29 protein-coding genes and 5 tRNA genes are annotated in these 23133 nt (G+C 43.5%); 12 read left to right on the top strand and 22 right to left on the bottom strand.

Features of this window, described 5'->3' with window-relative positions; genetic code table 11:
• Nucleotides 1–14: 14 nt before the first annotated feature.
• From nusG to SMUL_RS02370, 9 genes are all read right to left on the bottom strand, one after another.
• Nucleotides 15–545, bottom strand: a complete 531-nt coding sequence (gene nusG, locus SMUL_RS02405; RefSeq protein ID WP_025343667.1) for a transcription termination/antitermination protein NusG — start codon at nucleotides 543–545, stop codon at nucleotides 15–17.
• Nucleotides 546–554: 9 nt separating this feature from the next.
• A complete protein-coding gene (gene secE / locus SMUL_RS16925; protein WP_041956442.1) occupies nucleotides 555–734 on the bottom strand; it encodes a preprotein translocase subunit SecE in 180 nt (59 codons plus the stop codon).
• Nucleotides 735–751: 17 nt separating this feature from the next.
• Nucleotides 752–827: transfer RNA gene (locus SMUL_RS02400), tRNA-Trp, on the bottom strand.
• A gap of 29 nt (nucleotides 828–856) precedes the next feature.
• Complete coding sequence (gene rpmG / locus SMUL_RS02395; RefSeq protein WP_025343666.1) at nucleotides 857–1015, bottom strand: 50S ribosomal protein L33; 159 nt, start codon at nucleotides 1013–1015, stop codon at nucleotides 857–859.
• 55 nt (nucleotides 1016–1070) lie between these two features.
• The gene (gene tuf / locus SMUL_RS02390) at nucleotides 1071–2270 is read right to left on the bottom strand and encodes an elongation factor Tu (RefSeq protein ID WP_025343665.1); all 1200 of its coding nucleotides are present in this window, start codon (nucleotides 2268–2270) and stop codon (nucleotides 1071–1073) included.
• Between the two features lie 73 nt (nucleotides 2271–2343).
• Nucleotides 2344–2418, bottom strand: a tRNA-Thr gene (locus SMUL_RS02385).
• Between the two features lie 144 nt (nucleotides 2419–2562).
• A tRNA-Gly gene (locus SMUL_RS02380) sits at nucleotides 2563–2639 on the bottom strand.
• Nucleotides 2640–2641: 2 nt separating this feature from the next.
• A tRNA-Tyr gene (locus SMUL_RS02375) sits at nucleotides 2642–2726 on the bottom strand.
• 53 nt (nucleotides 2727–2779) lie between these two features.
• A tRNA-Thr gene (locus SMUL_RS02370) sits at nucleotides 2780–2855 on the bottom strand.
• 117 nt (nucleotides 2856–2972) lie between these two features.
• Between SMUL_RS02370 and SMUL_RS02365 the strand changes: the two genes are divergently transcribed.
• The 3 genes from SMUL_RS02365 to SMUL_RS16470 all read left to right on the top strand — a co-directional run bounded on the left by SMUL_RS02365 (nucleotide 2973) and on the right by SMUL_RS16470 (nucleotide 4494).
• Nucleotides 2973–3716, top strand: a complete 744-nt coding sequence (locus SMUL_RS02365; protein WP_025343664.1) for a YaaA family protein — start codon at nucleotides 2973–2975, stop codon at nucleotides 3714–3716.
• Between the two features lie 50 nt (nucleotides 3717–3766).
• Nucleotides 3767–3988 (top strand): hypothetical protein, encoded by a 222-nt coding sequence (locus tag SMUL_RS02360; RefSeq protein WP_025343663.1) that lies wholly within the window; start codon nucleotides 3767–3769, stop codon nucleotides 3986–3988.
• Between the two features lie 101 nt (nucleotides 3989–4089).
• A complete protein-coding gene (locus SMUL_RS16470; protein ID WP_025343662.1) occupies nucleotides 4090–4494 on the top strand; it encodes a hypothetical protein in 405 nt (134 codons plus the stop codon).
• A 132-nt stretch (nucleotides 4495–4626) separates the two neighbouring features.
• Here SMUL_RS16470 and SMUL_RS02350 read toward each other — a convergent pair whose 3' ends face one another.
• The 8 genes from SMUL_RS02350 to SMUL_RS02315 form a co-directional block, all read right to left on the bottom strand.
• Nucleotides 4627–8223 carry a bifunctional proline dehydrogenase/L-glutamate gamma-semialdehyde dehydrogenase gene (locus tag SMUL_RS02350; RefSeq protein WP_038532913.1) on the bottom strand — a complete coding sequence of 1199 codons (3597 nt, stop codon included), beginning with the start codon at nucleotides 8221–8223 and terminating at the stop codon, nucleotides 4627–4629.
• Between the two features lie 119 nt (nucleotides 8224–8342).
• Nucleotides 8343–9065, bottom strand: coding sequence for an ABC transporter ATP-binding protein (locus SMUL_RS02345; protein WP_025343660.1), 723 nt, complete (start codon nucleotides 9063–9065; stop codon nucleotides 8343–8345).
• Nucleotides 9058–9840, bottom strand: coding sequence for an ABC transporter ATP-binding protein (locus SMUL_RS02340; protein ID WP_025343659.1), 783 nt, complete (start codon nucleotides 9838–9840; stop codon nucleotides 9058–9060). Before SMUL_RS02340 ends, SMUL_RS02345 begins: the two co-directional genes overlap by 8 nt.
• Entirely contained in the window at nucleotides 9837–10790 is a 954-nt protein-coding gene (locus SMUL_RS02335) for a branched-chain amino acid ABC transporter permease (protein ID WP_025343658.1), read from the bottom strand. The genes SMUL_RS02340 and SMUL_RS02335 overlap by 4 nt, the downstream gene beginning before the upstream one ends.
• Nucleotides 10787–11689 (bottom strand): branched-chain amino acid ABC transporter permease, encoded by a 903-nt coding sequence (locus tag SMUL_RS02330; protein ID WP_025343657.1) that lies wholly within the window; start codon nucleotides 11687–11689, stop codon nucleotides 10787–10789. Before SMUL_RS02330 ends, SMUL_RS02335 begins: the two co-directional genes overlap by 4 nt.
• A 65-nt stretch (nucleotides 11690–11754) precedes the next feature.
• Entirely contained in the window at nucleotides 11755–12882 is a 1128-nt protein-coding gene (locus tag SMUL_RS02325) for a branched-chain amino acid ABC transporter substrate-binding protein (protein ID WP_025343656.1), read from the bottom strand.
• A gap of 63 nt (nucleotides 12883–12945) precedes the next feature.
• Nucleotides 12946–13611, bottom strand: a complete 666-nt coding sequence (locus SMUL_RS02320) for a hypothetical protein (protein ID WP_025343655.1) — start codon at nucleotides 13609–13611, stop codon at nucleotides 12946–12948.
• Nucleotides 13604–13828 (bottom strand): hypothetical protein, encoded by a 225-nt coding sequence (locus tag SMUL_RS02315; RefSeq protein ID WP_025343654.1) that lies wholly within the window; start codon nucleotides 13826–13828, stop codon nucleotides 13604–13606. The genes SMUL_RS02320 and SMUL_RS02315 overlap by 8 nt, the downstream gene beginning before the upstream one ends.
• Before the next feature lie 268 nt (nucleotides 13829–14096).
• On the opposite strand from SMUL_RS02315, the gene SMUL_RS02310 reads away from it, so the two are divergent.
• Genes SMUL_RS02310 through SMUL_RS02300 form a run of 3 tightly spaced genes read left to right on the top strand, consistent with a single transcriptional unit; the run spans nucleotide 14097 to nucleotide 16005 of the window.
• Nucleotides 14097–14852, top strand: a complete 756-nt coding sequence (locus SMUL_RS02310) for an SDR family oxidoreductase (protein WP_038532909.1) — start codon at nucleotides 14097–14099, stop codon at nucleotides 14850–14852.
• 54 nt (nucleotides 14853–14906) lie between these two features.
• The gene (locus SMUL_RS02305; RefSeq protein ID WP_025343652.1) at nucleotides 14907–15140 is read left to right on the top strand and encodes a VF530 family protein; all 234 of its coding nucleotides are present in this window, start codon (nucleotides 14907–14909) and stop codon (nucleotides 15138–15140) included.
• A 4-nt stretch (nucleotides 15141–15144) separates the two neighbouring features.
• Nucleotides 15145–16005: a DMT family transporter gene (locus tag SMUL_RS02300; protein WP_025343651.1), complete on the top strand. Its 861-nt coding sequence runs from the start codon at nucleotides 15145–15147 to the stop codon at nucleotides 16003–16005.
• 3 nt (nucleotides 16006–16008) lie between these two features.
• On the opposite strand, the gene SMUL_RS02295 is transcribed toward SMUL_RS02300, so the two are convergent.
• Both SMUL_RS02295 and SMUL_RS02290 read right to left on the bottom strand, forming a co-directional pair.
• Nucleotides 16009–16422 (bottom strand): ester cyclase, encoded by a 414-nt coding sequence (locus SMUL_RS02295; protein WP_025343650.1) that lies wholly within the window; start codon nucleotides 16420–16422, stop codon nucleotides 16009–16011.
• The gene (locus tag SMUL_RS02290) at nucleotides 16423–16692 is read right to left on the bottom strand and encodes a hypothetical protein (RefSeq protein WP_223809752.1); all 270 of its coding nucleotides are present in this window, start codon (nucleotides 16690–16692) and stop codon (nucleotides 16423–16425) included.
• A gap of 123 nt (nucleotides 16693–16815) precedes the next feature.
• Here SMUL_RS02290 and SMUL_RS02285 point away from each other — a divergent pair, with 123 nt between their 5' ends.
• A complete protein-coding gene (locus tag SMUL_RS02285) occupies nucleotides 16816–17715 on the top strand; it encodes a polysaccharide deacetylase family protein (RefSeq protein WP_025343649.1) in 900 nt (299 codons plus the stop codon).
• A gap of 3 nt (nucleotides 17716–17718) precedes the next feature.
• On the opposite strand, the gene SMUL_RS02280 is transcribed toward SMUL_RS02285, so the two are convergent.
• Nucleotides 17719–18486, bottom strand: a complete 768-nt coding sequence (locus SMUL_RS02280; protein ID WP_025343648.1) for a putative hydro-lyase — start codon at nucleotides 18484–18486, stop codon at nucleotides 17719–17721.
• Between the two features lie 86 nt (nucleotides 18487–18572).
• Between SMUL_RS02280 and SMUL_RS02275 the strand changes: the two genes are divergently transcribed.
• The 4 genes from SMUL_RS02275 (at nucleotide 18573) to SMUL_RS02260 (ending at nucleotide 20750) form a co-directional block, all read left to right on the top strand.
• A complete protein-coding gene (locus SMUL_RS02275; protein WP_025343647.1) occupies nucleotides 18573–19409 on the top strand; it encodes a DUF4392 domain-containing protein in 837 nt (278 codons plus the stop codon).
• Nucleotides 19410–19412: 3 nt separating this feature from the next.
• A complete protein-coding gene (gene trxC / locus SMUL_RS02270) occupies nucleotides 19413–19835 on the top strand; it encodes a thioredoxin TrxC (RefSeq protein ID WP_025343646.1) in 423 nt (140 codons plus the stop codon).
• 51 nt (nucleotides 19836–19886) lie between these two features.
• Nucleotides 19887–20291 (top strand): gamma-glutamylcyclotransferase family protein, encoded by a 405-nt coding sequence (locus SMUL_RS02265; RefSeq protein WP_025343645.1) that lies wholly within the window; start codon nucleotides 19887–19889, stop codon nucleotides 20289–20291.
• Nucleotides 20292–20399: 108 nt separating this feature from the next.
• Nucleotides 20400–20750 carry a hypothetical protein gene (locus tag SMUL_RS02260; RefSeq protein WP_025343644.1) on the top strand — a complete coding sequence of 117 codons (351 nt, stop codon included), beginning with the start codon at nucleotides 20400–20402 and terminating at the stop codon, nucleotides 20748–20750.
• A gap of 18 nt (nucleotides 20751–20768) precedes the next feature.
• On the opposite strand, the gene SMUL_RS02255 is transcribed toward SMUL_RS02260, so the two are convergent.
• Nucleotides 20769–22073: an EAL domain-containing protein gene (locus tag SMUL_RS02255; RefSeq protein ID WP_025343643.1), complete on the bottom strand. Its 1305-nt coding sequence runs from the start codon at nucleotides 22071–22073 to the stop codon at nucleotides 20769–20771.
• Nucleotides 22074–22378: 305 nt separating this feature from the next.
• Here SMUL_RS02255 and SMUL_RS02250 point away from each other — a divergent pair, with 305 nt between their 5' ends.
• Nucleotides 22379–22732 (top strand): hypothetical protein, encoded by a 354-nt coding sequence (locus tag SMUL_RS02250; RefSeq protein WP_025343642.1) that lies wholly within the window; start codon nucleotides 22379–22381, stop codon nucleotides 22730–22732.
• Here the strand turns inward: SMUL_RS02250 and SMUL_RS02245 are convergent.
• Nucleotides 22729–23091: a hypothetical protein gene (locus tag SMUL_RS02245; RefSeq protein WP_025343641.1), complete on the bottom strand. Its 363-nt coding sequence runs from the start codon at nucleotides 23089–23091 to the stop codon at nucleotides 22729–22731. The two genes, SMUL_RS02250 and SMUL_RS02245, sit on opposite strands and share 4 nt — an antisense overlap.
• Between the last annotated feature and the right edge of the window lie 42 nt (nucleotides 23092–23133).

The raw sequence follows: 23133 nt of genomic DNA, 5'->3' as shown, positions 1-23133 counted from the left end.
CTTTTCCTTTACGCTTAGACTATTTTTTCAACTTGAGAATAGAGAATCTCAACTGGGGTACTTCGACCAAAGATTGAAACATTGAGTGTGAGTTTGCCATGAACCATATCATACTCTTCAACTGAACCTGTAAAGTTAGCGAAAGGACCTTCTGTAATCCTAACACTCTCTCCATTTTCAAAGAAGATTTTTGGTTTTGGCGCACCTTTTTTCTCTGCTTTTTCTAAAATCAGTGCAATATCTTTTTCACTCAACGGTGTAGGCTTTTTCGCTTCACCGATGAATCTTCCGACTTTTGGCAAAGATTGAATCAGATGCCAGAGTGCTGTGTCTAAATCCAGTTTTGCAAACGCATAACCAGGATAGAGACTTCGTTCACTAATCTTTTTCTTACCATTCTTAACTTCAATGACATCTTCGGTTGGAACAACGATTTGCTCCAACTTATCAGCGATACCATGATCATTGACAATCGTAATAATACCTTTTTTGACTGCTTGCTCGCTACCTGCATAGGTTTGAATTGCATACCATCTATGTGCCATTCTTTCTCCTTAAATTAAAGAAGATAAAGAAAAAGACATAATAGCATCAATCAGCGCCAAAAAGAGTGAAATTACGGTTACGACGACAAAGACAGAGATGAAAGCATTTCGAATCTGTTCTTTAATCGGGAATATAACCTTTGACAATTCAGCTTTAGAATGATGATAATAAGCTCTTAATTTTTCCATTGTATTACCTCGACTAGTGGCAGGGTAGGAGGGACTCGAACCCACAACCTGCGGTTTTGGAGACCGACGCTCTACCGTTGGAGCTACTACCCTACATGATAAAGTTAAGTCTGTTTAGAGACTTAACTTTTTAATTTTACTTCTTTGTGAAGTGTGTGTTTTTTCAGTCTTGCACAATACTTGCTAAGTTCAACTTTTTCAGTAACTGTTTTGCTGTTTTTGGTTGTCGTGTAGTTAATGTCACCACATTCAGAACACTTTAGTCCGATTTTAACGGTCATAATATTTCCTTGACTTGATTACATGTAAAGGGGTTAAACCCTTTACATGTTAAAATTACTTGATGATTGTTGAAACAACACCCGCACCAACAGTTCTACCACCCTCACGGATTGCAAAACGAGTACCCTCTTCAAGAGCAATAGGAGCGATCATTGCTACTTTGATTTTTACGTTATCACCAGGCATAACCATCTCAGTACCTTCTGGTAATGTGATAGAACCTGTTACGTCTGTTGTACGAACATAGAATTGTGGTCTATAGTTGTTAAAGAATGGAGTATGACGGCCACCCTCTTCTTTTGAAAGAACATAGATCTCAGCTTCAAAGTCAGTGTGTGGAGTGATTGATTTTGGTTTACAAAGAACCATACCACGCTCAACGTCTTCTTTTTTGATACCACGAAGTAAGATACCGCAGTTATCACCAGCCTCACCACGCTCCATCTCTTTACGGAACATTTCAACACCAGTTACGGTTGTTGTTTTAGTATCTTTGATACCTACGATTTCGATAGTCTCACCGATTTTAACAGCGCCTCTGTCGATTTTACCAGTAACAACGGTACCACGACCTGAGATTGAGAATACATCTTCGATTGGCATCAAGAAGTCTTTATCCGTTTCACGAACTGGGTTTGGAATATAAGCATCAACTGCTGCCATAAGATCAAGAATTTTTTGACCCCATGCACCAACAGTACCAACTTTTGCTTCTTCAAGTGCTTTAAGCGCAGAACCTGCAATGATTGGAGTGTCATCACCTGGGAAGTCATAAACAGAAAGAAGTTCACGGATTTCCATTTCAACTAGCTCAAGAAGTTCTTCGTCATCAACCATATCCGCTTTGTTCATGAAAACAACGATGTATGGAACGCCTACTTGGCGAGAAAGAAGAATGTGCTCACGAGTTTGTGGCATAGGACCATCTGCTGCAGAAACAACAAGAATCGCGCCATCCATTTGAGCAGCACCTGTAATCATGTTTTTAACATAATCAGCATGGCCTGGACAATCTACGTGTGCATAGTGACGATTTTCTGTTTCATATTCAATGTGAGAAGTTGCAATAGTAATACCGCGCTCTCTCTCTTCAGGAGCGTTATCAATACCATCGTAATCTTTAAATTCACAAAGACCTTTTGTCGCTAGAACTGCTGAGATCGCAGCTGTAAGCGTAGTTTTACCATGATCAACGTGACCGATGGTTCCAATGTTAACGTGTGGCTTGGTTCTAGAGAACTTTTCTTTTGCCATTTTTTCCTCCGTAATGAGTTTTGTTTTTTTAATACATTTCAATTTGTCAAAGTTATAAAAACTTTTTAAGTGATGGAGCTCATAGAGGGACTTGAACCCTCGACCTCTTCCTTACCAAGGAAGTGCTCTACCCCTGAGCCATATGAGCCGACTACAAAAGGGTGGACCATATTGTATCGAAATACCAGTAACGATTTGATTTCATAAGGAAGGAAGGTAAGACTACTGAACTTGTTCTGTAGTGCCCTAAAGCAGAAGAAATTCAACAGCTCCCAGTTTGCTTATAAAATCTTGGAGCGGGAGACGGGACTCGAACCCGCGACCCCCAGCTTGGAAGGCTAATGCTCTAGCCAACTGAGCTACTCCCGCAATGGTGGTGAGAGAAGGATTCGAACCTTCGAAGACATAGTCAGCAGATTTACAGTCTGCCCTCGTTGGCCACTTGAGTATCTCACCGTATTTTTACCATATTTCATTGCTGGTCAAACACTGTCTTTCACAAACAAAAATGGAGCTGGTGAACGGAGTCGAACCGCCGACCTACTGCTTACAAGGCAGTTGCTCTACCAACTGAGCTACACCAGCACCCTTGATTGTGAGGTGAAATTATATCTCAAAACATTTCCAAAGTCAATACTTTTTTGCAGTTTCTAGTGGAATCTTGGCTAAAATGGTCGCTTACGTTTGCAATAAAGGCTGAACATGAAAATATTATTCTCCCCGAGTGAGACCAAAAGGGAACTTGCGACTCATGGAAAACTTGAAAAATCGAGTTTGATCTTTCCTTATTTATATGAAAAACGCCTGCAGGTTTTAGAAAACTACCAAGCCCTTTTGCAGACCCAAGACATTCCAACATTGCAACAGCTTTTTGGCATAAAAGACACGCAGAAAATCTTAACGCAAGCGAGTAAAACTATTTTTGACGCGCTTACATGTAAAGCCATTCTTCGCTACAGCGGCATTGCCTACGATCATCTTCGTTTTGAAACACTCACTGAAAATGCACACGCCTATATTGAAGCCAATGTCATGATCTTCTCCAACCTTTTTGGCCCTCTCTTGGCGGGCGATCTGATCCCTGAATACAAACTCCAACAAGGCGAAAGTTTGGCTGGGTTTAAAACGGAAGCTTTTTACAAAGAGCATTTTAGCGATGCCATCGATGCGTGGATAGGCGATGAATGCGTGCTGGATCTGCGTGCTGGCTTTTACGAAAAGTTTTACACCTTGAAACGTCCTTACATTACTATGAAGTTTCTCAAAAAGGGAAAAGTCGTGAGCCATTTTGCCAAAGCGTACCGTGGGCAAGTGTTACGCGAAATCGCCCTTCATCAACCCAAAGACGAAAAAGAGCTGAGCGCCATTGCATTTACAAACCTGCGTATCAAAGAGATTTTGGAGCAAAAACTCAAGCGCGAATACGTTTTTGAGATTATTGCGTGATTTGGATTAAAAGGGTACAATAGCACCAAATTTGACTAAAGGAAGCGTCTATGGATATTTTACAATGGATTGTCATTGGTGTACTGGTTTATGTGATTTACTACCTTATCAATAAATACGAGCAACGCGTCGATGAACTAACACGCCTCATCGATCTAAACCGCGAAGAGATCACGAAAAACAAACACCGTATTGAGAAAAATAAAGAAGAGATCGCTAAAAACAAAGAAACCATCGAGCTCAATCAAACGATTATCGAGAAACTTAAATAATTGAAAATAAAGGATAAAGGATAAAGGATAAAGGATAAAGGATAAAGGATAAAGGAGCAAACTACTTTATCCTTGTTGTCTTTACATGTAAAAGGATTTAAGTGGAGCTTGAATATCTTAAAATTATCATAACAATTTGTCTTGCAGTTATTGGATGGCTCATTGCACACTCTTTTACAGCTAGACGTGATTTAAAAAACAAACAAAGAGAACTATCAACAACCCATCTAATCAATGCCTATCGAATATTAACAAATGATGTCGCGAACCGAGAACTAACCGATGAGCGAAAAGAAAAACTTGAAAATATTCTTGCTGACATACAACTTTTTGGATCAAAAAAACAGGTTGAATTTGCAAAAAACTTAGCTATTACTGTTGCTGAAGGCAATCAATTTGAACTTAACCCTTTAATCAATAGCCTACGCAATGATTTGAGAAAAGAATTGAACCTTTCAAAAGTTGAAGGCAATATTAAATGGCTTAGGTTTACTAAATCAAAGTAAACGAAGGCTTTACATGTAAAGGCAATACACACAGATTTAATTGTTTCAAAAGCCACATTTTAGTTTTTATGCGGTTAAGCTCTATAAAGCATTTTGACACACAACAGGGGCTTTTTTGCCCCTGCCTTGGTTTTACTTTTTAATTCCCCTCGCTCCAAGATTCCCATAACGATGATAACTGTGTGAAATGCTCTGTTCTGCAAAATAGTGCAACAACTCCACGCGCCCTTCCATCAGTGGTTTTGCTCTGACAATGCACTTCGCTTTTTTGGCGGCTGCTTCATAGACAAAAGGCGAGATGCGTGCAGCGTTTGCGTAGAAAATCTTATCGGTGGTCTCAAAGCATTTGACAAATGTAGCTTCATCTTCGCGTTCTATCGTGTCATTTTTCCCAAACAGCATGCCTTGATTTTCATATAAAAATGAGATGACACTGCTTTGAGCGCCAAAGTCAATGCTTACATGTAAAGAGGTTTGAGCGATGATGGAAGCCATAATGCGGCTCATGACATCAAAAAGTCCATCGTCTTGGCTGACGCGAAGTGCGATGCGTTTGAGCGGGAGATATTTAAACAGATTGTCTTCACCTCGCACCTTTGCAAAGTCTTGCTCTTGGCTAAACGTCACTTCGACATTTTCAACGTAACTGCCAACCGCCAAACTTAATTTCTCAAAATCAGCCTTAAATCCTGCGTACAATCCTTTATCGCAGCCATCTTTCCAACCATGAATCAGATGAATAAACGCGTGTGGAGGGGAATGCTTGAGGAGAGGTTCAGCCACATCTTCGATCTCCATAAACTGCGTAATGTAGTTGTGAATGCCCGCTTTTCTGCCTGAACCCACGGCGGATTTTCCAAAGCCACCAAATGGTTGACGCAGCACGATCGCACCTGTTGTTCCGCGATTGATGTAGAGGTTGCCCGCTTTGAGATGCTTCCTCCAATACGCCACTTCGCGCTCATCAAGTGACTCAATGCCCGACGTCAGCCCATAGCCTGTCGCATTGACGATCGCAATGGCATGCTTCAAATCTTTCGCGCACATCACCGAAAGTACAGGACCAAACAGCTCCGTTTTATGGCAAAAACTGCCCTCTTTGACACCCCATTTGATGCTAGGTTTGAGCATGTACTCGTTTTCATCGGCATACATTGGCGCTAATGCCCAACTCTCACCCTCTTCAAGGCTCTCAAGGGCTTGTTTCAGCGCGCCACTGACGGAATTGGCAAGGGTTCCTAGGCGATTGGCAAAGTCCCACACGGAGCCTACATGTAAACTCTGTGCCGCATCGACAAGTCCTTTTTTAAAGTGTGGATCGTTGTAAACTTCCTCTTCCAAGACCAAAAGTGAGGTTGCAGAGCATTTTTGACCACTGTTGGAAAAGGCAGAGTGAACCACGTTTTTGATCGCCTGTTCGCGGTCGCTCATCGCGGTCACAATGGTCGCATCTTTGCCACCCGTTTCAGCGCTTAAAAAGAGATTTGGACGACTTTTGAGCATGGTATACGCCGTCTCTTCACCGCCCGTTAAGATGACAAAATCAACTTTCTCATTTTGAACAAGGTATTCCCCCGCCAAACTTCCTGCGCACGGCACAAATTGAAGGATATTTTTACTCACCCCTGCTTCCCAAAAGCATTGGCAGAGCTCATATGCACATAACGCAGCCGCACTGGCAGGTTTGATGATCACGCAATTTCCTGCCGCTAACGCAGCACTGATGCCTCCGACGGGAATCGCGATCGGAAAGTTCCACGGAGGTGTCACAACGCCAACACCTTTGCCTTTACATGTAAGGTTTTTAAACTCCTCAAAATAGCGTGCACTGTAGCCGTAAAACTCTAAAAAGTCGATCGCTTCGCTGACTTCCACGTCGGTTTCAAAAAAGACTTTTCCTACTTCCGCCGCGGCAACCCCGATCAGATCACCTCGTTTGGCGCGCATCTTATTCGCTACTTGCCCAAGCACCTTTTGGCGCTCGCTCGCACTGAGGTTTCTCCAACCATCGACGTCTTTAGTGGCAATTTCAACCGCTTTTTGTAAATCTTCTTTGGTGGCAAGTGCGTATTTACCGCACACCACACCCTCTTTAAGTTGGGATTTGTCGATGACGGTTTTTATGTCTCGATCCACAATCGCCTCGCCGCCAACGACAATGGGCGCGATGCCAACCTCATCGCCCACTTTTTTCTGCCATTTGGCGCGAATCGTTTTTGCCCACTCTTTATTCGGTGGCAAGATAAAATCAGTATCAGCTTCGCCATGGTATTCGCCCCTAAAGAAGCTTCCGCCTTCGTAGTTTTCCCATTGCTCGCTCAGCCTGTTTTGGTTGCGTTTTGCGCCAATGAAAAGGTTTTGTGTGTTCTCAAACGCGTCGATAAATTTCTGTTTTTGACTCTCCCATGCAGGGCTTCCCACGGTAAGACCAAACGAGTAACGGATAAAATTCTCCTCACCCGTATTTTCATCCAGACGTCTAACCAGATAAGCAATCGCGTTGGTAAACTGCTCTTTTTTTGCTGTGGGAGCGTACAAAATCACCTCGCCACTGATCTCTTTGATCGCAAGGCGTGCCGATTCGCTCATGCCTTCCAACATCTCCATGCTGAAAAATTCGGTGGTGCCGTACTCACGTGAAAGCTCATACCCATGCGCCAATTCAAAGAGATTGTGCGATGCCATACCGAGGTTGACATACTGGGCATGTTCAGGGCGCAAGGCAAATTCACCCATCACTTTATAGTTGCTATCGGTGTCGATTTTACGCGTGTGTGTGACGAGTTCCCAGTGACGAAGCCCTGCTTCGGTCTCTTCCATCTCCATATTGGCACCCTTCACCAAGCGCATTTTAATCGGCACACCGCCCTTTTCAACCCGTTGTTTTGCCCATGCGATAAGCTTTTGTTGCCACAAATGCGAATCAGGCAGATACGCTTGAAGCACGATGCCTGCACGAAAATCTTGAAATTCTGGAAGATCAAGCGTTTGGGTAAACGCGCTAAACGTCAAGCCAAGATCGCGGTACTCTTCCATATCAAGGTTGATAAATTTGTTCGTTTGCTCACCTTTGGCATTGGTAAAGCTGTATTTTTTCGCTTGTGCGTAGATGCGACTTAAGCGTTTCACGAGCTCTTCCACCGTCTCTTCGTAAGCAAGCGCATTGATCTGCGAAAAGAGCGTTGAGATTTTGATGGAGATGTAATCCACATTGGGGTTTTCAAGCACTTTGAGGTATTTTTCAATGCGCTCTTCCGCTTCTTCTTCGCCTAAAACGACTTCGCCAATGAGATTAAGATTGATGCGTGTGCCCTCACGTTTGCGTTTGATCAAATGAGCATTGAGCACATCGTCTTCACCTTTGAGCACCACAGTTTTAGTGTCTTCTCGGATATTGCTGATAAAAAGTGGGATGGAAATTTGCGGCAAGTAAATGCCTGCATTGCGAAATAAAAAGACCAAAAAGCGCTCGGAGGTCGTGAAAAATGATGCCATTTCGTATTTGGCGAAAAGATACTCGATCTGATTGGCAACGCGTGCGGGATTTTTACTTCTAAAACTCTGATCCATCAGCTCGATCAAAAAGACTTTATCTTTAGGATGGCTGAGCATTTTGTTCATTTTGATGTGGAATTTTTTATCAAAATCGCTGACCAACTCGGTAGCGCGATTTTGCCATTTTTCTGCCAATGCGATGGCACGTTCGATGATTATTTCATTCTTTAGCATTAATGTTCCTCAACTTTAATTCGTATTTAAATCAAATTTAAGTAACTTTCACTTTACATGTAAAGATTAGACATGTCTTAGATGCTCACTTTTAGCGGGGCGGGCATCTTTGTTGGAAGTTACGCCTCTTTTTTCTTGCCCAAGTACGCCTCTTGTATCATTTCTGAATTGAGGAGCTCCTCACTGCTTCCGCTGTGGGTTATTTTTCCCAACTCCAAAACATAACCACGATGGGCGAGTTTGAGTGCCGCTTTCGCATTTTGCTCGACCAAAAGCACGGTAACACCACGTTTACTGATCTCTTTAATCGCCTTAAAAATCACCTTAACCAACACGGGTGCCAGTCCAAGGCTAGGTTCATCCAAGATCAAAAGTGTGGGTTTGCTCATAATCGCTCGCCCAATCGCCAACATCTGCTGTTCACCACCACTGAGTGTGCCTGCCAACTGTTTTTTGCGCTCGTGTAAACGTGGTAAAATTTCATAAATCCATTCCAATGTCGGCGCATCAAACGTTTTAAGACTGTACGCGCCCATCATCAAGTTCTCTTCGACACTGAGCGTGCCAAACACACGCCTGCCTTCGGGCGAATGACTCATACCCAGACTCACGATCTCATGCGCAGGCAGCTGTGTGATCTCTTTGCCATCAAAAAAGATGTTCCCAGAACTCGGCTTCAAAAGCCCACTGATCGTGCGAAGTGTGGTTGTTTTCCCTGCGCCATTCGCACCAAGGATCGTCACGACCTCGCCTTTGTTGACATGTAAATCAATGCCTTTGATCGCTTCAATCGCCCCGTAGTTTACATGTAAGCTTTTGACTTCTAATAATTTTTCACTCATCGTCATCGTCCTCATCACTGCCAATATACGCCTCAATCACCACAGGATCGTCTTGAACAAACGAAGGCATACCCTCGCTGATCTTCGCGCCAAAGTTAATAACCGTGATGTATTCGCACAAACTCATCACCATCTCCATGTCGTGCTCAATCATCATGATCGTCACACCCATCGCTTGAATTTTGCGAATCGTTTGGGTGAGTTCCAACGTCTCGTTTTCATTGAGTCCTGCGGCGGGCTCGTCGAGAATGAGAAGCTCCGGCTCAGCTGCAAGGGCGCGTGCCATCTCAATGCGCCTTTGAACGCCATACGAGAGATCGCCTGCGGGAATAGTCGCATACTCTGAAAGATGGAAAAAGTCCATCAATTCGCCGACTTTCTCCCAATTCGCCTTCTCGTCTTTGTAATACGCAGGCGTGGGAATAACCCCGTTATACCAGCGTTGTTTAGACTTGATATGACGACCCGACATGATGTTCTCCGCCACACTCATCTCCGCAAAAAGACGAATCGTCTGAAACGTACGCAAGATGCCCAGCTCCGCAATTTTATGCGGACTGATGCCTTTGATCTCTTTACCTTTCCAGAGGATTTGCCCGATTTCAGGTCGGTAAATGCCCGTAATGCAGTTAAACAGCGTCGTTTTACCTGCGCCATTAGGTCCGATGATGCCGTAAATCTGCCCTTTTTTCACCTTCATCGAAAGATCATTAATGGCGACCAATCCTTGAAAATACTTGCTCACATGGCTAATTTCTAGAAGATACTCGCTCATTTGACCCCCTTCTTTTTAAGGAAGTCTGGGATGTTGCCAAAACGCACCGGCCAAATGCCACGAGGGCGTAAGATCATCGTCAAAATCATCGCAATTCCAAAGACCAAATAACGCGCCGTCTCAAACTCTCGAAACATTTCAGGAAGTACAAACATGATGAACGTTCCGATCAAAACACCCGGAAGTGAAGCCGAACCACCCACTAAAACGATCGTAAAAAACATAATGGACTGCGTGACATTAAACGCCTCAGGACTGACCGCAGAGTACTGAACCGAAAACATACTTCCCGCCGCCCCCGCAATCCCAGCACCTAAAATAAACGCGTAAAGCTTGAAGTAACGCACATTAATACCCATACTCTGAGCGGCAATTTCATCTTTGTGGATGTAAAACATCGCTCGCCCAAATTTGCTCTTATCAAGGTTTCGCATAATCAACAGTGTAATACCCAAAAGGATAAACGCCATATAGTACATGTGCGTTTGAGATGAGAAGTCATAGCCCAAGACTCTTACAACATCAATGCCAAAAAGACCGTTTGGCCCTCCTGTCAGCCCAAAAACATCGTTTTCGAGCACTTGAATAAAGATGATGTTAAAGCCAATCGTCGCCACCAACAAGTAGTCACCTCGAAGGTGAATAATCGGAGCCACCATGATAAATGCAACGAGCATGGGAACCAACACCGCCGGCGCCCACGTCGCAAGGATGGGAAGTCCAAAGTTGACATTTAAAATGGCGGTCGTGTAAGCGCCCAAGCCAAAAAAGACTGCATGCCCCATGTGAAACACGCCCGCGCGCCCTAAAATGATGTCTTGGGAGAGTGCTACGACCGCAAAAACCAAAAAAGTGGTACCTACAGCTAACCACGCCGAGTCGACAAACAGAGGGAAAAAGCCCATAAAAACAAGTAGCACTAACGCTATTAGACTGGTTTTATTCATCATACTTTCTCCGCCACGGTTTCGCCCAAGATGCCTGTGGGTCTCAACACCAAAATGCCGATGAGCAACACAAACGTAAACGTTTCCGCCCATTGCGTCGAGATGTAGCCTGTAATCATCGCGTTAAAGAGTCCTAAAAGAAGCCCTCCAAGCATCGCTCCTGGAATATTGCCAATGCCTCCCATGATCGCCGCCACAAAAGCATTAAGCCCGTACATCCAGCCCATATCGAAGGTAATGCCACGGTAATAGGTTCCGATAAACAATCCCGCCACAGCACCTAATGCAGAGCCAATGATGAAAATAATCATAATAATGCGGTTGACATTGATGCCCATCAGTTTTGCCGCGTCTTGGTCAATCGCTACCGCTCGAATCGCGGTGCCAATTTTGGTTTGGTGAATGAAAAAATAAAGCCCTACCATTAAGAGCGATGAAACGCCTAAAATCATCACTTGCGTAAAGGTAATGACGATGCCACCGATTTCCCAAATCGTTGAAGGAAAAAGATTGGAAGGAAATATTTTCATATTGGGTCCCCAAATCAGCATCACCGAATTTTGAATCACAAGCCCTGCACCAAGAGCTGAAACCACTGCGCTCAACCGTGGTGCCGTTCGTAAAGGTCTGTATGCAAGACGCTCAAGAAGCACACCCACAAAAGCAACAATAGCCGCCGTGAAGACAAAAACCGTAATGACCGCTACCAAAGAGGTAATACTCTCACCAAAAATTTGGGCATACACGCTTAAGCCGATAAATGCTGAAAAAGCAACGAGGTCACCGTGCGCAAAGTTGATCAGTCGCATCACGCCATACACCATCGTATACCCCAGAGCTACGAGTGCGTAGAGGCTTCCGATGGTCAGACCATTGACCATTTGTTGTAAGAAAATATCCATAAGATCACCTTATCCTAATGTAATGGCACGCCAAAGAAGAATTTTCTTTGGCGATGCACTCTGTTTTATTGGTAAACGATCTTATAGCTTTTATCCGCTTGAACTTCATAGGTCATGTAACCACCACCGATGCGCTCGCCATCTTCTCTAAAGGTCACAGGACCTGTGATACCTGGGAAATCTTTGAGTGCATGCAAGCCCTCAGCGATCACTTTCGTATCGTCTGATTTGCTTTGCTCCATGACATGTAAAATCGCGCGAAGTCCATCCACATTCATCAGTGACCAAATGGATGCTGGCGCCATGTTGAATTTTGCTTTGTAGTCAACTAAAAACGTTTTGGCGATGTCGTACGGTAAGATGCCAGGGGTTGGAACATTGATCAGCAGTGTTCCTTTGGCACTATCGCCTGCAAGTTTCATGTAGTCTGGATTGTCATTAGAGTCGCCGCCCACGAAGTCTGCTTTGATGCCGAGTTGCATTTGTTGCGCACGTAATAGTCCGCCATCGGTGTAGTAACCGCTAAAGTAGATCACATCTGGGTTCATGGATTTGATTTTGGTCAGTGTTGCGGTAAAGTTTTGAGTGCCTGATTTGATTTTACCTTCATAAATAATGTTGGCATTTTTCGCTTTAAGCGCTTTCACTGTTGCGTCCGCTAAGTCGGTTGAGTAGCTTGAGTAGTCGGAGAGAACCACGATTTTTTTGTACTGTTTTCCGTCCACAAAGTATTTTGCGGTGTATTCGGCTTCAGCACTGTTGGGGAATGAATTTCTAAAAAATGTCCAGTATTTGTGTACAATCAGTGAATCACTCGTGCCATCGCTGGTTTGAAGCACTCCTGCTCTAAAATAGGTCGTTTGAGCCGCTTCGGTTGCGCCAGATGTGTAGGAGCCAATGACCGCTTTAACGCCTTCATTCACCAATTTTTTCGCACAAATTGCCGCTTGTTGCGCTGCACCTTGGTCATCGCAGGTGACCACTTCGATCTTTTTACCTAAAACGCCACCTTTGGCATTTTGTTGCTCGACGATCAAACGAACACCGTTGTCGATGCTTTGACCCTCATTGGCATATTGCCCTGTAATAGGCGCTTGCACACCAATTTTAATCACATCTGCTGCAAAACTTGCACTGGCTAACATCGAACAGACCGCCAAAGAGGCTGTCAATTTTGGAAACATTCTCTTCATTCTCACTCCTTTATAAATTTTGAAAACTAAGCAGAGTCGCTTTACATGTAAAGGCAATTCTGCTTAATTTTCAACGTTTGGTTCGATCACATATGCTCCTGCCATCCACTCGCCCACACTCTCGACTTCACGAATCGGCGTGGTAATGCACTTGGCACGAAGCGAAGGAAAACGACTCACGACTTCATCAAAACTCGCGATGATTTCAGGTATTCGCTTGGTCAATTTTTTACGCGCTTGAGGTGAAAGGTCGGAGTAAAACGCAAACACACCATAATCCAGTGCGCTCTCCTCTTTAGTTTTTCGCTGAAGCATTTTGCACAAACGCTCGATCTCGTAGCTGTACTCTGCTTTGGCATTGCAGACGCCATTTTTGAGCGTGATGATAACACGCGATGTGGAGTCATTGTGATTTTGATGCGAAAAGCGCTCATCGAGGGTGATGCTAAAAACGCCTTGAGAGAGCGCATTTTTTTCCATAAAGGTTTTAAATGCTTTGCGGTTGGGCAGCGAACAACGCAAAATATCGGCAACCGTCGCGTCAATAAACACTTCAGGCGCATTTTCGATCAGACTCAGCGACTGCGCCACATGGATGGAGAGAATTTTTTGAGGACCACTGGAGAGCGAAAGGCGGTTGTTCGTCCAAAAAAGAAAGTTGTGCGCTGCTTTGCTGATGCCTTCAAGAATGGATTGAACGACCAATGTTTGTGTGGGAAAATTACTCATAGTAGTTCTCCTCAACCTCTTGGATGATGCCACTCTCCATCAAAATATCTTCGATCAGTCTGTTTTTGGAGATGTTTAAAGCGCTGGAAAGTTTTGTAAGGGCAATGTCGAGTTTCGCGTCAATCTTTAAGGTCAATTGGGCAATTTCACGTTTTTTGGTCTGATTTTTCTCAATCACACGCTGAATGATCTCTCTGCCAAATTTCTGTTTTGCCACGTTTCACACCTTAGTAAAATTTAGGAATACTAAAAGGAATACTTTTTACTCAACAAAGAAATCTTAATATATTTTTGGGCGTTTGTGGCAAACATTGTTGATGAAATTTTAAACAAAGCGTATGATTTCTTGAATTCACCCATTGCAAAGAGCCATTTTAAGGCTACTTTTAGCAATTTGGAGCAGAAAGAGACTTTTTGGGCAAGTTACAAAAGGTATCATTACACCTCACTTTGCTATAATCGTAAAAAATATGTAAAGGATGCGCATGTCAAAAATCGTCTTGATTACGGGAGCAACTTCTGGCTTTGGAGAAGCAACCGCTGAGAAATTTGCGAAAGCTGGCTATAAAGTCATCGTTACAGGTCGTCGCAAAGAGCGACTTGAGGCGCTGAAAAATCGTTTATCTACCTGCGACATTTTGCCACTGTGTTTTGATGTCACCAACAAAAAAGAGGTATTTAGCGCGATCGCGTCCCTTCCTAGTGAATACAAAAACATTGATATTTTGGTCAATAATGCGGGTCTTGCGTTGGGTTTGGAACACGCGAATGAAGCGAGCTTGGATGATTGGGAGCAGATGATCGACACCAATATCAAAGGCTTGCTCTACGTGACCAAAGCCGTCCTTCCTGTGATGGTTGAGCGCAAAACGGGGTATATCTTTAACCTTGGCTCCACCGCAGGAAGCTGGCCGTACGAGGGTGGCAATGTCTATGGCGCGACAAAAGCGTTTGTTAAACAGTTTTCACTCAACCTTAGAACCGACCTTAAAGGTACGCACGTGCGTGTGACCAATGTTGAGCCAGGTTTTTCACTGACCGAATTTTCCGATGTACGGTTTAAAGGCGACAAAGAAAAAGCGGACTCTGTTTACAAAAACACGACACCGCTTTTGAAAGAAGACATTGCCAATGCCATCTTTTCGCTTGCGGAGCTTCCAGAACACGTCAATGTTAACCGCATAGAAATCATGCCAACGGTTCAAAGCTACGCTGGACTTAGCGTCGAGCGCAACAACTAAACCTTTTTACATGTAAGGATTTTCCTTACATGTAAAGATAATTTTGAGGAATACATGAACACGACCGAACAAAACACCAATCCCCTTCACGGCGTCACATTAGAAAAACTCGTCACGGAACTGCAAGCGCATTACGGTTGGGAAAAACTGGATGAGATGCTGCGCATGAACTGCTTTCATGTTAACCCAAGTATCAACGCATGCCTAAAATTTTTCCGTAAAACCCCTTGGGCGCGCACGAAAATCGAAAAACTCTACATCTCCTTTCGCACAAATCAAGGCAAGTAAGCCCATGACCTACGCAAAAGCCTTTGGCGTCACCTCTTTGGGCATGCTGCTCATGAGTTTTGAGTCACCCTTGATCAAAATGACGACTATTCCGGCACAAAGTGTCACCTTTTATTTTGGTCTTTTTATGTTTGCGATCACGCACATCGCTCTTGTATTCAGGCAAAAAAGCGCTTTTTTTGAGGTGTACCGCGTCCATTATAAACCGATTTTGCTCAGTGCTTTTTTCATGGGAATAAGCAACCTCTTTTTTATTTTAGCCGTTAAACACACGAGTGTTGCGAGTGCCGTGTTTATTTTGAGTACTGCGCCACTCGTGAGTGCTTTGATCGCTTTCATCTTTTTCAGACAAAAAACACCCCGCCGTACATTTGGAGCGATCTTTTTTGTTTTTGTCGGTCTTAGCATTATTTTATTTAACGATTTGGGTTTGGGAAACATGCTCGGCAATTTTTATGCCTTTTTATGCGTGCTCTCGTTTACGTCGCTGTTTTCTGTGTTAGAGCGTTACAAAGAGGTGAGTCGTCTTGCGTGTGTCGGAGCGGGAGGGTTGGTAGCATCACTTTTGGCGTTTATGACCGCCTCGATCGTGCTTCCTGATCCATACTCTTTTAAAATAATTCTCTTTATGGGAGCCCTTTTAACCCCCGTTTCAAGGATTTGCATAGGCATTGGCACCAAGTTTTTACCCTCGGTAGAAGTGGCACTTTTGACGATTATAGAACCAGTACTTGCACCCTTTTGGGTGTGGATACTGATGGATGAAAAACCGCATAGCAATACCCTAATAGGAGGCGCCATCATCGTAACGACCTTACTCGTTCACTCGATAATGGCACATAAAGAGGCAAAAAAACGTCATTAATGCTTAATGATTGGCGACGTTAAGTTGTCCATAAAGCGCGTTAAGATCACCTAAGACCCATGCGTCTACGATTTTTTCATTTTCAAATTTAAAAAAGCACGCTCCTGAATAACGAATACGGTTGCCCGTAGGCTCAAACCCAAAAAGTTTTCCAGAGTGTGTTGCGGTGTAAACGAGTCTTACGGCGGCTTTGTCGCCATCGATGACGATGTCTTCGATTACATGGTAGAGATTTGGGAAGGCGCTAAAAAGCATCTTGGCGTAGTCACAAAAACCATTGATACTATCAACTCGCATACCGAGCGAGCCTCTAAAATTGAGTGAAGGGTCTAAAAATCGCTGTGCTTGGTCAAGTTTTTTCTCGTTCCAAACCACATCGTAGTACTCTTCAATGATCTGTCTTATCTGCTTTGCCATCTACTTTTTTTCCTTTTCTGTGCCCTGTTTATTGGGGACTTTTGGCGCTGAAGCACTCGCTCCACTTTCAAACCAACTCTCACTGGCATCGTACTCGAACTCAAACACTTTATCCAAGCCTCTGGTTGCGAGTTCATTGTCAATGTTTTGAGGACTAAGCCCCTTTTTTTTGCAAATTTCGAGAATCTCCTCAATATCTTCTTCGGGGATTCCGCTGTAACGCATCTCTAAAACTGCTTCGTTGACCGTCATTCTCTCATTCTCATTCATACAATTAGGCTTTAAAAGCCTTCAAAATCCGTTTGAAACTTCAAACACCGCCTAGACAATATTTACAAAATTATAATCATATTTTTTCAAAAAAGAGCTAAAATTCTTGTAAAAGGAGTGTGCATGCTACGACTAATTTTCTCTTTGATGCTCTGTTGGCTTCCTTTGGTAGCAATGGAGAACATAAAGCACTACGAAGTCTTTGTCAAAGCGTACGAGCAAAAGGACGCGCTCCTGCTTATTTCTCGCCGTTTTGAACTCAGTGGCGTCACGTTTTACCTTACCACGAACACGCAAACCTTGCAAACCAAAGTCCTAGCCCTCGATGCAACCAAGCTTCTGCCCTTAGATGAGCGTTTTGAGCAAAGCCTTTTTGCCAAACGTTTAAAGGAGTCAACCGCTTTACATGTAAACGGTGGAGCGACGCATGCCATCACACAAAACCTTAAGGCGATTTACCTGAGCATGGATCTCTGCCCTTCGAGCAAACAAGGGTATGAGCGCGAATTTATAGAACACCTCACGAAACAAAATGGTAAAACACCGATTGCGATTGCGCTGAGTTCTGCGTGGAAAGAGCATCATGAAAAAGAGTTTGAAGAACTAGTCCATAATCCCCTTTTGCAGATCACATGGGTGAACCATTCGCACACCCATTTTTACGACCCAAAACTTCCGATTCGCGATAATTTTATGTTACATGTAAACACGGACGTGAAGAGTGAAATTTTAGGGGTGGAGAAAACATTATTAGAAGAAGGCATCACACCCTCGGTCTTTTTTCGCTTCCCTGGTTTAATCGCCAATGAAAAACTGATGCGTGAGCTTAGGGAAACCTACTTTTTGATTCCTTTGGGGGCAAATGCGTGGATTGCGAAAAATGAGCCGACTAAGACGGGAAGTATCATCTTGATTCATGGCAATAAAAATGAACCGCAAGGGATTGAGATGTTGGAGAAAAAGCTTCCTGAAGTGGTGAAAACCTATCAGTTTCACCCTTTACAGGAAGCATTTGTACCGTAAATTCTATTCGTAGTATTCGCTATCTTTTTTGTCCGTTACAAACATATGCCCAGGTGCGTGGGTGATCGCAAACGGGAGTTTCATGCTCGTGATGACATTTTGAGGCGTGACACCGCAGGGCCAAAACAATGGAATTTCATCCACTTTAATCTCAATCGCATCGCCATAATCAGGCCTTGAAACATCATTGATGCCGATCATTTCAGGGTAACCCACTTGTATCGGTGAGCCGTGCATACGAGGAAAATGACTCGTCACGACACACGCATCCGCTACTTTTTCTTTTTTGATCGGGCGCATACTCACGACCATCTCACCTGAAAAGCCTTCCACAGGTTTAAGCGCGATGTTGGTGCGGTACATGGCGACATTTTTTTGCTGATCGACGTGGCGAAGTGGCATGCCATTTTCAATAAGCGCTGTCTCAAACGAAAAACTACACCCAATCAAGAAAAAGACCAAATCAGGTTGGTAATAAGGCGTAATGTCCGTCACGGTTTCGACCACAACGCCATCGCGCAAAATGTTATACTTTGGAATTTCGCTTAAGATGTCAGCACCTTTAGCTAAAACGCTTGAATGATGCCCCTCGTGAATTACTTCAAGCACGGGAATTGCTTTGGCATTCTCTTTTGCAAACGCTTCAAAACGTTTCGCGTACTCTTTGGGAAGGGCTACCATATTCATCTGAATGTAGCCAGGGCATTCGCCCGCTGTGGGTCTGGTAAACTCGCCTTTGGCGATTTTTGCGCGTAACTCTTTCGGAGACATGGTGATCCTTTAATCAAAAACTAATCGAATTGTATCCAATTTTTAGATACAATTTTTCCAGACAATTCTTACATGTAAAGGCTTTTATGCACACTTTTAATACAATCGAAGAGATCGTTCTTCAACATTCCACCCGTCATATGGACAAAATTCAGGCTCATTTTCCCCATGAACACACTAAAAAGGCTGTTCACGCTTTCCTGAAACTAGATAAAGGCGTTGTTTTCATCTACACCGGTTTTTACGTGGCAGGTTTTGCAGAAACCGATGGTCCTTTAGGCGCTTACTTTTTAGCCAAAGCGTTTGAAAAACTAGGATACACGCCTGTTATCGTGACCGACCATTTTTGCGAGGACTATTTTTTTGATATCAAAACCCTCTACATCCCGCTTGAAGGGCTAAGCCACCAAGAATACGAAATGCTTTTAGACACCTACAAACCCATCGCACATCTCTCCATCGAGCGTTGCGGACAAAACCATGAAGGGCTTTACCTCAACTCGCGTGGTGTGAACATCAAAGAGTTCACCGCTCCTGTCGATGAGCTTTTCAAACTAGGAAGCAAAACCGCTCCAAGCTTTGGCATCGGCGATGGTGGCAATGAAGTGGGCATGGGAAGCTTTGAAGAAGTTTTGAAAGATAAAGAATTTTTCTACGACTACTGCGTCATTCCCTGCGACTACCCGATGATCGCATCGGTTTCCAACTGGGGCGGATACGGTTTTATCGCAGAGCTTGAAAAAGTTTTACATGTAAACGTTTTACCCAGCTTTGAAGAGGTTGAAAAATACCTTGAATTTATCGTCTCCAAAGGCTCAGTAGACGGCATCAAACGAGAATCCGTGATGTCAGTCGATGGCAAAGAGTGGTCGATAGAACCTGAAATACTCAGCGCCTTAAAAGCATACGCAACACAAGGATAAATCATGAAAGTCATCTGTCCCAACTGTTTGGCTACCAATAATGTCCCAAAACTCGAAGTCTACAAAAAAGCAAATTGCGGGAAGTGCCAAACTTCCCTGCTCGACCCACATCCCATCGCTCTGACCAGCGACATTCTTGAAGCCGTTCTAGGTAATACCGATGTGCCCGTCATCGTCGACTTCTGGGCACCGTGGTGCGCCCCATGCAAAGCCTTCGCCCCCACCTTCCAACAAGCCGCCCGAGCCTATCCGTTGCGCGTTTTATTTGCCAAAGTCGATACCGAAGCCGAACAATTTTTGGCTTCACGCTTTAAAATTCGCTCGATTCCTACGCTGATCGTTTTTAAAGATGGCGTGGAAGTTGAGCGCGTAAGTGGCGCGATGAGCGATGAAGATTTGGATCGTTTTGTGGAGAGGTTTTTGTAAAGTAACTACAAAATGTAATCTGAAAAAAACTATTTATAAAGGAATTTACACATGGACAATTCAGAACATAGACTACACGAAGTCTTTTTTTATGGGTTATATATGGATCCAGAAATCCTCACTAGCAAAGAGGTAACACCTCGAAATCCCAGAATTGCCACAGTAAAAGGTTATAAACTCAGAATCGGGAAGTTGGCAACGTTGTTAAGAGATGAAAACAGTAAAGCGAGTGGCATTATTTATTCATTAACCCATGATGAGATCGATAAACTCTACAATGGCTCAGGATTGCTAGCTTATGTACCTGAATCATTAACCGCAACAACAAAAGACAATGCGACACTATCCGTTTTATGTTGCAATTTACGTGTTCCACCAGCGACTGGTGAAAATAATCCTGAATACTTAGAAAAATTAACAGCGTGTATGAAAAAATATAACGTTCCAATTTTTTAACATCAAAGGAAGAGATTGTCTCTTCCTTTTCTTTCAAATTGAAATATTTTCAACCTCTTACTTCCCACTTTGCTACCATAACCCCATAAATCAAAACTGAGGTGCATAATGATTCTTGGCAAATGCCCGTATTGCGGTGGTAATGTGATCTCCCAAAAGCTTACCATTCAAGGTCAAAAGGTCAATCTTTACAGCTGTGAGCATGCAATAAAAGAGCGTGACATTAACGATGATTATGTTTTTAGTGCCACTTCTTCGTGTCGGTTTCGGGTTTACTCTAACACGTTTTTACGCTGGAATAAACGCAGTCTAAGCGAATACGAGATGAAGCAACTTTTAAAAGAGGGGCAGATTGCGGTGCGGTTGCATGGGCGGAAGGGAACGAGCGAATACTTTAAGTACGTCATTCCCGATCCCGAATACGGCGTGAGTATTTTGTGGGATACGGAAGTGGCTTAGTCTTTACATGTAACGATGTTACAGATCGATCTGAGGGGATGGCATGTCGATGAAATAGCCCTGCGAGTAGTCGATGCCAAGCTGTTTGACCGTGGAGAGAACTGTACTGGAGTGGACGAATTCTGCGACGGTTTTGATGCCCATTTTTTTGGAGAAGTCGACAATGGTTTCCACAACGATTTGGGCATTTTTATCTTTGTCGATGTCTTTGATGAGGCTGCCATCGATCTTGATAAAATCGGGATTCAGCTTGATGATGTAAGAGAAGTTGGAAAATCCACTTCCAAAATCATCGATCGCGACTTTGGCACCGTAGCGCTTGATCTCATTGAAAAAGTGCATCACTTTGTTGAAGTCATTGACCCGTTCAGACTCTAACAGTTCAAACGTGACGCGATGCCCCATGTTGGAATCACGCAGTTTTCGGATGATAAAATCGTAAATCTCTTCGTTAATGATGTCCTCAAACGAGAGGTTGATGCTAAAATCAAATGGATGCGTTTCAAACACTTTAAAACTTTTGTCGATGATCGCCATCGTGATTTTATCGTAGACTTTAATCATCTTCGCGATGGGAATAAAATTGTGCGGTGAGTGGATGACGCCCTCTTCGTCGACCAAACGGGAGAGTGCTTCAAACTTGATGATTTCGTCGGTTTTGTTGTCGATGATGGGTTGGAAATAAGGCACGATACCTGAGAAATCCATAATGGCTTTACGCACTTTAGTGGCGTATTTGAGGTTGCTTTCGTACTCTTGCGAGAAGTTCATTGTATCTTCAAAGATCCAAAACTTGAGTTGTTCTCTTTTGGCATATTTGAGTGCCATACTCACTTTGGAAAAGATGTCACTGTGTGAAAAACTAGCACTGGATGAAAGCGTGCAGTCAACGTAAATCTCCGTTTGCGCGTAAGCGTACTTCAGATGGGTGAGTTGACGGGAGAGATAGGTGAGGTAATTTTTCAAGAGGTAAAAACTCATGCGTTCATGCAGTAAAATGGCAAATTCATCGCCCGCCATACGGTAAACGCTCACATCTTGAAGTTCGGTTTTAAGGCTTTTTGCAAAAGATTCTAAGATGAAATCGCCCACAACAAACCCGTAAAAATCATTGAGCAGTTTGAAGTTGTCAATGTTGGCAATAATCAGTGTAAAATCACTAACCTCTTCGAGATCATGGCGCAATTTATAGAGGTTGGGAAGGCGCGTGAGTGGGTCGGTGTAAAACTGCTCCACAAGATTTTTCTGCACGGCGCGAAGCTCTTTGGAGAGATGCTTAATCTTCTCTTTTTGCTCTTGCTCTTTATCGACACTATTTCCCATGCAAAGCCCCCTCTTGCAAACGTATACCACTGTAAACAGTTCAATTGTATCTAAAAAGATCATAAATAATGAAATAGTGACGCTTTAATAGAGTTTTTGCAGATTAAGTTTTGCAAGAAGGGAAAGCACCAAAGGTGCGTGGGCTTTCTGCCGAAGAAAACCCAGTGTTAACGTAGCTTTTACAGCTTTGCTGTAAAAGCGTGTTGCAGAGTTCTTGTAGAACTCTAATAATAGATAATTTCGCTTAAGCCAGATTGAGACTGCTTTTGATAGAATAACTCATAGATTGACATTAGGAGATCCACATGAAAATTCAAAAATTTTTTGGAATGATAGTAGCACTTACACTAGCAGTGAACTGTTTTGGTGCGAGTAGAGGTGAAGTAGAAGTGCCCCGTACGGTGCAAAAAGACATCTACAAATACTACATTGTTGAAGAGAGCAAAAAAACGACACTTTACAATGTTACACTAAAGCGTTTAAGCTACGACACCATGCTTTACATCAAAGTTGAAATCAACTGTCCTTCACGTGTGATTCGCGAATTGGGCAATAGTATCAAATCGGCTAAAGCGATCTCAACGGATACGCCAAAACCATGGGTAAAACCTGTGATTGGCTCGATTCAATCGGACATCATCACCTACGTTTGCCGTTAACTCATCAACTGGTCCAATAAAGGTTTCATCTCTTCATAATCATCACGCTGGCTAAAAGCTTGCATCAACTGCATTTTAGCCGCGTAGACTTGAGAGTCAAAATAGGTCGTAGAATTGCCAAAATCAAGCGCACTTACACCCAGCGTATTCATCGCTTCAAGCACCGTGGTAGAGGAGAGGGCGCTCAGTGTATCTTGGTTGATCAAATCGGTCAGCCATGAGCTATCGCCTTCACTCGCACCTGTGGAGTCATAGTGAAGCAAAAAGTCCTCAAAACTCCCCTCTTCACCTTTGAGCGAATTGTAAAGTCCGTAACTCACCCCTGCGTACGGGTCGATTTCAAATAGTCTGTTATCCATGGCGAACTCCTTTTACATGTAAAGGTACAAGCAAAAAACATA

Origin of the sequence: Sulfurospirillum multivorans DSM 12446, from assembly GCF_000568815.1 — a bacterium.
GTDB lineage: Bacteria > Campylobacterota > Campylobacteria > Campylobacterales > Sulfurospirillaceae > Sulfurospirillum > Sulfurospirillum multivorans.
The sequence above is the reverse complement of the archived record's forward strand: the minus strand, read 5'-3'. Positions and strand labels throughout refer to the sequence as shown.

What these genes read in the sequence shown, in the direction of transcription:
- rpmG (WP_025343666.1), bottom strand. Translation starts at nt 1,015, where the DNA reads ATGACCGTTAAAATCGGACTAAAGTGTTCTGAATGTGGTGACATTAAC.
- SMUL_RS02360 (WP_025343663.1), top strand. Translation starts at nt 3,767, where the DNA reads ATGGATATTTTACAATGGATTGTCATTGGTGTACTGGTTTATGTGATT.
- SMUL_RS02340 (WP_025343659.1), bottom strand. Translation starts at nt 9,840, where the DNA reads ATGAGCGAGTATCTTCTAGAAATTAGCCATGTGAGCAAGTATTTTCAA.
- SMUL_RS02280 (WP_025343648.1), bottom strand. Translation starts at nt 18,486, where the DNA reads ATGTCTCCGAAAGAGTTACGCGCAAAAATCGCCAAAGGCGAGTTTACC.
- SMUL_RS02350 (WP_038532913.1), bottom strand. Translation starts at nt 8,223, where the DNA reads ATGCTAAAGAATGAAATAATCATCGAACGTGCCATCGCATTGGCAGAA.
- SMUL_RS02285 (WP_025343649.1), top strand. Translation starts at nt 16,816, where the DNA reads ATGCTACGACTAATTTTCTCTTTGATGCTCTGTTGGCTTCCTTTGGTA.
- SMUL_RS02305 (WP_025343652.1), top strand. Translation starts at nt 14,907, where the DNA reads ATGAACACGACCGAACAAAACACCAATCCCCTTCACGGCGTCACATTA.
- secE (WP_041956442.1), bottom strand. Translation starts at nt 734, where the DNA reads ATGGAAAAATTAAGAGCTTATTATCATCATTCTAAAGCTGAATTGTCA.
- tuf (WP_025343665.1), bottom strand. Translation starts at nt 2,270, where the DNA reads ATGGCAAAAGAAAAGTTCTCTAGAACCAAGCCACACGTTAACATTGGA.
- SMUL_RS02275 (WP_025343647.1), top strand. Translation starts at nt 18,573, where the DNA reads ATGCACACTTTTAATACAATCGAAGAGATCGTTCTTCAACATTCCACC.
- SMUL_RS02260 (WP_025343644.1), top strand. Translation starts at nt 20,400, where the DNA reads ATGATTCTTGGCAAATGCCCGTATTGCGGTGGTAATGTGATCTCCCAA.
- SMUL_RS02365 (WP_025343664.1), top strand. Translation starts at nt 2,973, where the DNA reads ATGAAAATATTATTCTCCCCGAGTGAGACCAAAAGGGAACTTGCGACT.
- SMUL_RS02290 (WP_223809752.1), bottom strand. Translation starts at nt 16,692, where the DNA reads ATGAATGAGAATGAGAGAATGACGGTCAACGAAGCAGTTTTAGAGATG.
- SMUL_RS02255 (WP_025343643.1), bottom strand. Translation starts at nt 22,073, where the DNA reads ATGGGAAATAGTGTCGATAAAGAGCAAGAGCAAAAAGAGAAGATTAAG.
- SMUL_RS02245 (WP_025343641.1), bottom strand. Translation starts at nt 23,091, where the DNA reads ATGGATAACAGACTATTTGAAATCGACCCGTACGCAGGGGTGAGTTAC.
- SMUL_RS02335 (WP_025343658.1), bottom strand. Translation starts at nt 10,790, where the DNA reads ATGATGAATAAAACCAGTCTAATAGCGTTAGTGCTACTTGTTTTTATG.
- trxC (WP_025343646.1), top strand. Translation starts at nt 19,413, where the DNA reads ATGAAAGTCATCTGTCCCAACTGTTTGGCTACCAATAATGTCCCAAAA.
- SMUL_RS02295 (WP_025343650.1), bottom strand. Translation starts at nt 16,422, where the DNA reads ATGGCAAAGCAGATAAGACAGATCATTGAAGAGTACTACGATGTGGTT.
- SMUL_RS02345 (WP_025343660.1), bottom strand. Translation starts at nt 9,065, where the DNA reads ATGAGTGAAAAATTATTAGAAGTCAAAAGCTTACATGTAAACTACGGG.
- nusG (WP_025343667.1), bottom strand. Translation starts at nt 545, where the DNA reads ATGGCACATAGATGGTATGCAATTCAAACCTATGCAGGTAGCGAGCAA.
- SMUL_RS02250 (WP_025343642.1), top strand. Translation starts at nt 22,379, where the DNA reads ATGAAAATTCAAAAATTTTTTGGAATGATAGTAGCACTTACACTAGCA.
- SMUL_RS02265 (WP_025343645.1), top strand. Translation starts at nt 19,887, where the DNA reads ATGGACAATTCAGAACATAGACTACACGAAGTCTTTTTTTATGGGTTA.
- SMUL_RS02330 (WP_025343657.1), bottom strand. Translation starts at nt 11,689, where the DNA reads ATGGATATTTTCTTACAACAAATGGTCAATGGTCTGACCATCGGAAGC.
- SMUL_RS02320 (WP_025343655.1), bottom strand. Translation starts at nt 13,611, where the DNA reads ATGAGTAATTTTCCCACACAAACATTGGTCGTTCAATCCATTCTTGAA.
- SMUL_RS02310 (WP_038532909.1), top strand. Translation starts at nt 14,097, where the DNA reads ATGTCAAAAATCGTCTTGATTACGGGAGCAACTTCTGGCTTTGGAGAA.
- SMUL_RS02300 (WP_025343651.1), top strand. Translation starts at nt 15,145, where the DNA reads ATGACCTACGCAAAAGCCTTTGGCGTCACCTCTTTGGGCATGCTGCTC.
- SMUL_RS02325 (WP_025343656.1), bottom strand. Translation starts at nt 12,882, where the DNA reads ATGAAGAGAATGTTTCCAAAATTGACAGCCTCTTTGGCGGTCTGTTCG.